Consider the following 10,489-nt stretch of genomic DNA (forward strand, 5'->3'; position numbering starts at 1 on the left):
GAACATGTCATCCAAAAAAGCAAAACCGGAAGCGATTGCTAATATCAACAGCAACGTACCCGCTGATAACAGCCTAAAGAAATAGCGTTCAATATTCATTAACGGGGGGAGTTGCTTAAATAATCCGCTCGTCTTTTTCGTCTTGAGTAAGTAATTGATGTAACTTGCTTGGATCGCATATAACGTAGCGAGCGCAAGTACACCGTAGGCGACCAGCGAGAGCACTATATGGATAACGAGACCATGACCAAAGCCAATATAGGCGCCGAGATCGGCAGGCGTTAATACCAGCAGCAAGGCTGATAGCGCCGCAAATAAGTAGATGACAGGTTTAAGTAACAAACTGTTAGATTGCTGGACGCGAAAGAGCGAAAGTAACGCGATCAGCCACGCAACGATGGATAAACTAGAGGATACGTTCAAGTGATCGAATTCATCGCCGGCTAAACGCAAATAAATTAATCCACCATGACAGACCAATGCCATCACAGCCGTAACCAAACTGATTGCTGTCAGCGAAGAACGCGGTTTGAAAACCTGTTGCAGCATAAATAGCGCACTGGCGACATAAAGCACAAGTGTCGCACTGAGTAATGCGGAAATAAGCACTGCGTTTGCTTCCCTAGATTAACTGAATTACGACTGAGTATACGCCCTTGATTAATTAAACCCAAGCGCTCTAAGGGCGAAACTTTGTTGGTTTTCAGATATACTATCCCCATAATATAAATTAGCTCGTTTTGCGACAACAGAAGAGATCGCGGTTATGTTTGAGAATTTAAGCGAACGTCTCACCCAGACGTTGCGAAGCATTGGCGGTAAAGGCCGTCTGACAGAAGACAACATCAAGGCGACATTGCGCGAAGTGCGTATGGCGTTACTTGAGGCTGACGTTGCCTTGCCCGTCGTTAAGGAATTTATTGGCAAAGTAAAAGAGCGCGCGGTAGGCACCGAGGTCAACAAAAGCCTAACGCCAGGTCAAGTGTTTGTTAAAATCGTCCAATCAGAGCTTGAAGCCGCGATGGGCGAAGCTAACGTACCGCTTGACTTAAGCACTCAACCGCCTGCGGTGATTTTAATGGCGGGTTTGCAAGGTGCCGGTAAAACAACGTCAGTCGGCAAGTTGGCTAAATACCTTAAAGAGCGCCAGAAGAAAAAAGTCATGGTGGTCAGTGCAGACATCTATCGTCCGGCGGCGATTAAACAGCTCGAGACCTTGGCTGAGCAAGTGGATGTATCGTTCTTCCCATCGACAACCGAACAGAGTCCGGTTGAAATTGCCCAGGGGGCGATTGCGGAAGCTAAAAAGCAGTTCGTTGATGTGGTACTCGTGGATACCGCCGGTCGTTTAACGATCGACGAAGACATGATGCAGGAAATTCAGCACCTACATACCGAGATCAAGCCGGTTGAGACACTCTTCGTTGTTGACTCAATGACAGGTCAAGACGCTGCGAATACGGCGAAAGCGTTTAACGAAGCACTGCCATTGACCGGGGTTATCTTGACCAAGACCGACGGTGATGCGCGAGGCGGCGCGGCGCTATCGATTCGTCACATTACTGGCAAGCCCATCAAGTTCTTAGGTGTTGGCGAAAAAACCGATGCCCTTGAGCCGTTCCACCCAGACCGTGTTGCATCACGTATTCTTGGCATGGGCGACATCTTGTCGTTGGTGGAAGAGGTCGAGCAAAAAGTTGACCGCGAAAAGGCCGAAAAGGTTGCTCGCAAGGTGATGAAGAAGGGTCAGTTTTCGCTAGAAGACTTTCGTGATCAGTTAGCTCAGATGCGTGAAATGGGCGGAATGATGGGGTTGATGGCAAAAATGCCGGGTATGGGCAAAATGACCGACCAAATCAAGGGCCAAATGGACGACAAAATGACCCTGCGCATGGAAGCCATCATTAACTCGATGACACCTAAAGAGCGTCAACATCCAGACGTCATCAAGGGATCGCGCAAGCGTCGAATTGCGGCGGGTTCTGGCACCCAAGTGCAAGACGTCAACAAGCTGTTGAAACAATTTCAGCAAATGCAAAAAATGATGAAGAAAATGTCTGGTGGCGGAATGAAGAAAATGATGCGCCAAATGAAAGGTATGATGCCTCCAGGTGGTGGCGGATTTGGAGGTCCAGGCGGTCCAGGTGGATTCGGCGGCGGTCCAGGCGGTTTTGGCGGAGGAGGCGGTTTCCCTCCGCGTTAGAACATAGTAAGAAGCAGACAAAACCTCAATGCCGAAAAGGCATTGAGGTTTTTTAATCTGGGGTGCCCTTACGTACGACAAAATCCGCAAAGCGAACTTGCTCTTCGTCCGCTCTGAGTTTTTCTATTTCAGCGGTGGAGCGATAAATACCCCATTTAGGGCGAATAAAGTCTTCCTCTGACACGCCTCGCCACATGTCGATATTCGATTCATCTACATCAATAATAACAGCGTCATCACGCAATCGTGTAAGCACCATTTTAAAAGTACCTTCTTCACTGAACGTGGATTGCACAAAGACATGTACCCACTCATCAGCAATATCGCTCCAATTGGTTTTTACCAAATAAACATCATCAGTACGGGTGCCGTCTGGGTTGTTGCCCGTACTGTGCCGCACTTGTAGTTCTTTGCCTGAACTGTCTTTTTCTACTGCTGATAATGTGATGACGGGTTGGTCGTCATTGCCATTGCTGTCATCTTCGCTATCGTTACGGGCTTTTAATTGAAAAAAGTGACTAAACTTGCTGGTGAGCGACATTTCACTGGAAACATGAAAATACCATTCGAATTGCATGGTTTCATCTTTAAATCCCAATACCTTATTGTCGCTTTTGTCATAACTTTTAATTTCATTTCGTTGACGGTCCGATTGAACGCCCTTGTTAAAATCTAAGTCTCGATGGGCTAGAAACACAAAATGATCACCTACTATATCGTCGGTATCTTCTACAATATGCGGTGTGTCTGTGTGATCTCCCTCAAAGAGGTCCGGGGCCTCAATACTACCCTCTGCGAATACGGCTTCTATGCGTTCATAAGTATTGTCTGGCGTACCGGGGCCATCGGCACTCAGTGTTACTTCACTTAAGCTGGTAAAGCCGGTTTCTGCACTATTGTCTGTAGGCGGTGGCGTGGTCTCTTCGGAGGTACTGTCATCTGAAACTGGGCCTGTATTGGCCGTGCTAGTTGACCCTCCGCCACCACATCCCTTTATACAAAGCATGAGTAATGCCACTGCGATAAAATAAATAACCACTTTATATTCGTTATCAAAGGCGTTTTTTCGGGCAGGCTTTTTCATTTTTGTTAGTCAAATGTTTTTAATTGGTATAATAATGTTATTAAATTGGTAATAGATAAAGCGTTTTATTGGTTAGGTTTGTTAGAGATAAGTAGGGCATGCTTGTGTTTCGTATGGCCTGAATGAATGCCTCAGCAGGTTGAGTAAAAGTCCGCAACAAGCATTGAAAAAGGGGAATGCAGGCTAAAAAGTGATCGCTTAATACTGTGAATCTCTTCTCTTCCATAAACCATCTGTGAAAACACCCGAATTCGTAATACACTCCACGGTTAGCTAAACGTTTTATTCGCCTTGTGGTTAGCATTTGCATACCGACGTTAAGGCACACTTTGCACATCATGCCCAACAGTAAATCGTGTGCACAGTGAATTTATTTATAGGAAGTATATGGCAGGCTTAAATCGTATTATTCTTATCGACACCCACCTTCCCGGTGTGGTTGAATTAAAGCTTGATGGTCACACAAACATCTGCGGAACCAACGCTTCGGGAAAAACGACACTACAACGTTTAATCCCTGTTTTTTATGGCGAGTATCCAAGTCGTGTGGTTCCGGCCACCCGAGATAGCTTTGAACGTTGGTACTTGCCTCGGCTTTCTAGTTTTATTATCTATGAATATACCCGCGCTGAGGGCGATTTATGTCAAGCGGTATTAAGTTCTAATGGTACAGGGGTTAATTACCGCTTAATTGGGAAGCCCTTTGCTATTGAAGACTATTTAATTGCCCAGAAAAATGGCAAGCATGCCAGTGTCAGTAGTGCTGAATTAGCCCGCGCAATGAAGCGCAACAATACGATGGTGACCAGTTTACTCACCACAAAAGATTTTAGAGCGGTTATTCAAAATGACCAAGGGGCGCTAAATCAAAGTAGCAATGCACGAGCATTACTTGGCTACGCTAAAATATTCAGCCTTTGTGCCCCGTCGAAACACATGCGTCACATTGAAAAGTTGGCGAAAGCTGTGCATTCCAAAGAAGGGAAGATGGAAACCATCAAAGCGATGATCGCGGCTATTTTGGAAGAAGATGGAGTCACGCCGCCTACCTCGGGTTTAAGTCGTCACAGAGTTGACGACTGGATTAAAGAGTGCCAGTTAATCAAGCAGTTTGATCATATTCGCCCGGAATTTAGCAAGCTTGAACAAGCCGAAATGGCGCTAACGAGCACTGAGCAAGTTCTCGCAAATTTAAAGCACAGCTTTGAGCTTGATAAAACCTTTCTCGCCGCGCGGGTGGAAAGCACGAAAAGTGCCCTAGATGACAACAGTTTTCAGCGTAAACAAACGGATAGCGAGTGGAGTGACACACGAGATTATTTAAACCAAGTCATTTCATCTGCGCGAGCCGATGTAGAAAAATTTACCAGTGAACTTGATACCGTCGAACGTGAATTCGATAAGTGGCAAGATGAGAACATAGAGCAGCTTAAAGATGATGTTGCTAATTTATCTCAATGGTACAGCGCCCGAGAGTTAGCTGAGGGGCGTTATCAATTATTAACCGAGAAACATCAAGATATCGAATCGGCATACAACAAGCGCATCGCGGAGTTAGGTGAAAAGCTGTCTATTCGGTTAGAAGAAATGTCGGCGGCACGGCAAGAGGCGGCAGAAAACAAAGCACAGCAGCAGCAAAGTGAAAGAGAAGCCTTAAGTAAAATTAGAGATGATTACTCGGGGCAACTAGCAACATTGCAAAGCGACTATTCAGCCACGGAAAATGCACTAAAAGTGACCGAGGCCGAACTAAAAGCGTCATTGACCAATGCAGGATACAATGAATTTGAACAGTCGCAATTAGACTTGCTTGATGCTGCCATCAAAGAAGCTTCGATTAATGAAGATTCAGCAAGAGCGGAATTGAGACTTGCCCAACAAGCCCATAACAAAGCCATTGAATTTCGCAAAGAGTGTTCACACGCGCTAGACAAAGCGCGCCACGCTTTCCAGCAGGAAGAAAAAGCGGTAAATAAGATAAATGGCTTACTTTACCCAGGCGAAGGGTCGTTATTAGAGTTCCTACGCGCCAACGTTGATGATTGGGAAGTTTCATTAGGTAAAGTCATTCGCCCCGAACTTTTAGAGCGCACCGATCTTACCCCCACAATGCGTAGCCAAACGGCGGAAGAAGCCAGCAGTTTTATGGGCGTTGAATTAGCGCTATCGGCGCTGGAGACACCCGATTACGCATTAACCGAGCAAGCGCTGAAGCAACAGTTACAAGAAGCCGAAGTTCGTCAAGCTGCGGCATTGGCGGCGCAGAATGAATGTGAGCAGCGACTGGCAAAAGCAAATGAAGACGTTCGAAATGCTGAGCTTGTGGTGACGCAAAAAGACAACGGCGTGAAAAGTGCAGAAGCCACACGAAAACGAGCGCAACAAGACAGAGACAGCGTTTTAAGTGAATACCAACAGGCACTAACTGCCCGTAAGAAGAAAGCAAAAGCTAAACTTGAAGCGAATCAACAACAGCAAAAACAAGCTAAAGCACCATTTGAGCTTAGCCGCGACGAAATTAAAGATCAGCAACGAGAAGCTGAAACAGAACATAAGTTTCATTGGCAGCAATTAATAGCAGATAGTGAAGCACGCCTATCACAACTCGATAGCGATATGCGCAAAGCTAAAGACAGTGCCACGCAAGATAAAAAAGATATGCAAGACTGGCTGGAAAGTGAGCTTAGTCATCGCGGTGTCGATGTGGATGAAATTGGCCAACTGAAGAAACACATCAATAAACTTAAAGATGATATTTCACGCACTGAAACCCATCGTCACAAAGTGGCAGATTACGATCGCTGGTATAAAAATACGTTTACGACGCAAAAGGTGGTTTGGCAAGAAGGACTGTCTAAAGCGCGTAAATTACTGGGCGAATCAGAACGTAACTTAGCGGCAAAACAAAGTACTTATAAAGCAACGCGAGAGCAGTTACAAGACCTCCACGGGCAGCTAGAATCTATACTCAAAACCGCCAGCGAATACCTAGAGCAAGTGAATACACTAAGTAAGGCATTGGCGAAGCTTACATTACAAGCGGGTGAAGAAAGTAGCGATATCAAACATGATGATATCAGTATTGGCCAGCGTATTTCACAAGTACAAAGCCAATTACAAGAACGGGATAACTTACTCAGTGACATCCGTGCCTACGTGGAACGCTTTGACCAACTTATTGCCGCCCAAGCGGGGACAGGTTTGTCTGACACATGGGAGCGGGCGAGGGAAGAATGCGCCACCATTAATGCTCATGGCGTTAAAAGCTTTGATCATCGTCGTATGGTGAAGCACTTATCGCAGCTGTTAAATGTCATTGTGCCGCAAAAACTCCAGGGCTTGCGCGAACAAGGCCGTATTTTTGGCGCAGATTTGTCACAATACTATTTTGTGTTGGCCGACATCGATAAACGTATTGTGACGCAAAGCAAGCGTATTACCCAAGAAGTTGATAGCGAACTCTTCTTAGATGGCGTTTCCGATTCAGCCGTTAAAATTCGTTCAAAAATAAGTGAACTAGAGTTCTGGCCAGAACTAGAATACTTCCGCAAGCTTTATCAAGATTGGATGGAGGCTGGTGCGAATACCCTGCCGGATGACGAGTACGGAATGAGCATGCGTAAGGTATTAGATATTTTAGGTCGCGCTGCACTCACGGGCGGTATTAATAAGTTGCTTGATATCGAGTTACATTTGCGTGAAGGCAATAGTGACCTAATTATTCGTACCGACCGTCAATTAAATGAGTCTTCCAGTCATGGTATGGCCTACCTTATTCTGTGTAAGTTTCTACTCGCATTTACCCGTTTGTTGCGTGGAGATGTGGACGCTACCGTGCATTGGCCCATAGATGAACTTGGCACGTTACACCAAAGTAACGTGAAAAAGATATTTGATGCGTGTCAGAACAATAATATCAGTGTGGTGGGGGCGTTTCCTAACCCTGAATCAGAAGTACTTACACTGTTTAGAAATCGTTATCTCATCGACAAAGTCACTCGACAATTGCAAGTGGTTCAACCAAAAACAAGCGCCATTGCCGAGCGTTTGAAAGCCAAGCAAGCTGGTGAGTCGAAAGGTCAGGAGGCGTCATTATGATGACAGAACAAGGTTATGTATTGAGCGCACTATTGCAAGGTGCATTCATTTGCCAAGTGACAGACGAAGAAGCCTGGCGCTTTTTGAAAAGCAGAGACAATGCGCAACAACTTGAACCTCATTTAAATTTATTGAACCGTACGTTATCAACCACCGCTGACGGCGATGTTTTCTTCGCCAGTTACCTCACTATTGGGGAACCAGAGCGGAAAGTTTTGACACAGCAATTTCAGGACACTGCATCAAATTTGATCCCCTTGGTTGAATGGCTTTTATTGGTTCAACAGGCCAGTGAGTCAGATATGCCGGTGACTATGGGCAATGCTATTCGTTTGAATGAGCTACAAACCACCATCGAAGATACGCCTGCGTATGCAGAGCAGTTAGAGAAAATTTCTCGTTATCGCATGTTTGGTTCAACCAGTGTCAATCTTGACGGACAGCTTAAACAAGTCTTTAAGCGGCTGACAGAATTAGGTTATTTGTCGAAACCTAACTCGGAGAAGCAAATTTATTTAGCCACAGGTAAGGTGGAACATCTTTATGAGATGATTCGTTTTATCGATGAGACGGAAGCCCTGAGTTTATCAGAACAGGCGGAGGCGGCTATTTCGCAAGGAAGCTTGCTATGAGCCAAGTTCTTATTCAAGCCGGTACAAAGCTACTCAATGCCCTAGGGCGGCATAGTGAGCTTATTATGCAGGCTTATATCAACGGCACTGTTAACGAGCAAGATTACTCGCCCAAAATCCTTGAGCAACTGGTGCAACTGGGTGTGCTTTGGCGGCCAGACCCTCAAAGTGAGTTACGCTTAAAAAGCGCGGTAAGAACCTTACTAGAAGGCAGTTTACAAGATGAGCGGAATCGCACCATCAATGCCAATATTGGTGCCTCGCTGGCAAGCCTTAAAACCTTAGCGGAACATTACAAAGAGTCACTTCACTATAATAAATATAATGAAGCCGCTGCTTATATGAGCGATTTGACTGAGCATGTTTATCAGCTATCAGAGTCGCTTTCAAACAGTGTTCGAGTCATGTTTAGCCGCATCAACAATGAATTTGGTTACGTGTCATCGGTTGATGCAAAAATACGGGAAAACGAGTTAGCGCAAGGGCAGGTCACAGATTTACTGTCTCAATTAGAATGCTTCCGTTTTGATGAATTGAGTGAAATTGCAGGCTCAAATAGAGAGCTTCGACACTTGCTGGTGGTTTCTCTTCAGCAACGGTTTTCAAAGGCCGCACAGGAACTGTCTGTGGTACAAGCAAGGTTGCTCGACCTTCTGGGCCGTTTTAGAGAGTTTAGAGGGCGCACTCGATTGCTCAAAGGGTATTTGTTGCATATGGAGCAGCAACCGGATTTTGTTCCAGGCAATTATGCGAATTTAACCCACGTGCCTTTATTGTTTAATCAAACCGCCAGTATTATTAAGCCTGCTTCGGTTGACGTGAATAGCGTTGAGCATGAAGAAGATTACCATAGTATGGTTGCTTCATTATCCCATATTCACAAGCGTCAAGGACAGCAAGAGGCCGAGAATAAACAACAGGATATTGACGTAACAGAGCAGTCAACAGTGGCGCTTGAGAAGGATCCACTGCAAGCGGCAGTAGAGGAATACTTCTGTGATGTTATTGACTCAGGGCAGCCTAAAACTGCGCTGACCTATTACCAAGAGAAAGCATTAAGTTTCGATAAAGAGGTATGGATTTATCAGGTAATTGGGGGGTATCAAGCCTTAGCCGATCAGGAAAAACAATTTTTTGCGCTAGATCCTCATGGAGAAAACGATAAAACCTATACGGGCAACTTCTACATCAATGATATAACGCTGGGCCTCCGTTAAATTCAAGGCGCGCTGCATGTTAATCGCTAATGGTAGCGCGCCACCCATTAGTCTGAAACATCGTACAACCCTAGCCAAAATGATGAGTTTCTCTGCTTGGCTTTTCAATGAAATCTTCTATACTATTCACTCGTTTTTACAAAAACTTAACATGATGAACTAAATTGTTCATGATGACGTAATACTGCTGTCAACGAGCTCAGCTAATTTGTTGGCACAGCGTAAAACAAGTGTCTCGCAGGATGCGGACAATGTAGTGGTACCGGTGCGTACGGTACGAAGGGGATACAAATATGCAACTTTCACAGCAACAAAGCTTTAATCAAGCGCTAATCAAACTATCAGTATTGTTATATCAAGTAGACGGTATGGTAACGCTATCAGAGCAAGATTACCTAAATTCAGTGGTTGAAGAATTAGACTGGCAAAGCCCAATATGTCCTGAAGCGTTTCTGACTGACACCATCTATCAAACACGCAACGCCATTGATACGGGTGATACGTTGCAATACATGCGGAGTTTAAAAGACGACCTTCTTTATGACGCAGAGAAAACCTTAGAAGTCGCCATGGCGATAACAGGGGTGGATGGAGAGCGAAGTGAAGAAGAAACGGAGCTTTTATCTGTGCTTACCCATAAACTTCTCGCAAAAGCGTTAGTATCGGGTAAAAATGGTGACCATAATCATCACGGAGATACGATTCGTCATCAATGAAGCTATTCACTATTCGTAAGCGCCCCGTAATCACCCTGATTGCTGGGGCATCGTTACTTGCCTTAGCAAGTTGCCAATCGGTCAAATCTCCCCAATTTTCTGCATCCCACGACAATTTCCCCACTGGGGTTGCCCCGTTTGATGAATACCAAGCACAGGTTAAACAATGGATAGAAGCTGAACGGTATTTTGTCGGTGAAAATCCAGCTGAAGAAATTGCAATGAATATGCCTTATGAATGCGGTATCAGCAATTCCGACACCGGTGTGTTATTGGTACATGGTTTAGGCGATTCTCCCTATTTTTTCCATGATGTGGCTAATGCGCTTTGCAAAAACGGCGTGAGAGCGAGAACCATTTTACTGCCAGGGCACGGCACCAAGCCTGGAGATATGTTGCGTGTTTCCTACCAGCAATGGCAAGATGAAACTGACTTCCAGCTGGCTTCGTTTGAGAAAGAGGTGAATACCCTCTATGCAGGTGGCTTTTCCACCGGGGCAAATCTGGTCACCCTTAACGCATTTGATAATGATGCCATC

8 protein-coding genes are annotated in these 10,489 nt (G+C 45.3%); 6 read left to right on the forward strand and 2 right to left on the reverse strand.

Annotation, left to right across the window (positions count from 1 at the left end; translation table 11 throughout):
• Positions 1 to 609: cytochrome C assembly family protein (locus B2X00_RS02085; protein ID WP_290485917.1), on the reverse strand; the 609-nt coding region annotated here is incomplete at its 3' end.
• Between the two features lie 157 nt (positions 610 to 766).
• Here B2X00_RS02085 and ffh point away from each other — a divergent pair.
• Positions 767 to 2,203, forward strand: coding sequence for a signal recognition particle protein (gene ffh, locus B2X00_RS02090; RefSeq protein WP_290485918.1), 1,437 nt, complete (start codon positions 767 to 769; stop codon positions 2,201 to 2,203).
• 52 nt (positions 2,204 to 2,255) lie between these two features.
• On the opposite strand, the gene B2X00_RS02095 is transcribed toward ffh, so the two are convergent.
• Complete coding sequence (locus B2X00_RS02095) at positions 2,256 to 3,287, reverse strand: hypothetical protein (protein ID WP_272965165.1); 1,032 nt, start codon at positions 3,285 to 3,287, stop codon at positions 2,256 to 2,258.
• 387 nt (positions 3,288 to 3,674) lie between these two features.
• On the opposite strand from B2X00_RS02095, the gene B2X00_RS02100 reads away from it, so the two are divergent.
• The 5 genes from B2X00_RS02100 to B2X00_RS02120 all read left to right on the forward strand — a co-directional run.
• Positions 3,675 to 7,385: an ATP-binding protein gene (locus B2X00_RS02100; protein WP_290485919.1), complete on the forward strand. Its 3,711-nt coding sequence runs from the start codon at positions 3,675 to 3,677 to the stop codon at positions 7,383 to 7,385.
• On the forward strand, positions 7,382 to 8,017 hold the full coding sequence (locus B2X00_RS02105) for a condensin complex protein MksE (protein ID WP_044056564.1): 636 nt from the start codon (positions 7,382 to 7,384) through the stop codon (positions 8,015 to 8,017). The genes B2X00_RS02100 and B2X00_RS02105 overlap by 4 nt, the downstream gene beginning before the upstream one ends.
• Complete coding sequence (locus B2X00_RS02110) at positions 8,014 to 9,234, forward strand: hypothetical protein (protein WP_044446676.1); 1,221 nt, start codon at positions 8,014 to 8,016, stop codon at positions 9,232 to 9,234. Before B2X00_RS02105 ends, B2X00_RS02110 begins: the two co-directional genes overlap by 4 nt.
• A gap of 293 nt (positions 9,235 to 9,527) precedes the next feature.
• The gene (locus tag B2X00_RS02115; protein ID WP_044446678.1) at positions 9,528 to 9,950 is read left to right on the forward strand and encodes a TerB family tellurite resistance protein; all 423 of its coding nucleotides are present in this window, start codon (positions 9,528 to 9,530) and stop codon (positions 9,948 to 9,950) included.
• Positions 9,947 to 10,489 (forward strand): alpha/beta hydrolase (locus B2X00_RS02120; protein WP_414653655.1); only part of this gene is annotated, 543 nt, incomplete at its 3' end. The genes B2X00_RS02115 and B2X00_RS02120, both read left to right, overlap by 4 nt.

This window comes from Idiomarina sp. UBA3162 (genome assembly GCF_002364475.1).
GTDB lineage: Bacteria > Pseudomonadota > Gammaproteobacteria > Enterobacterales > Alteromonadaceae > Idiomarina.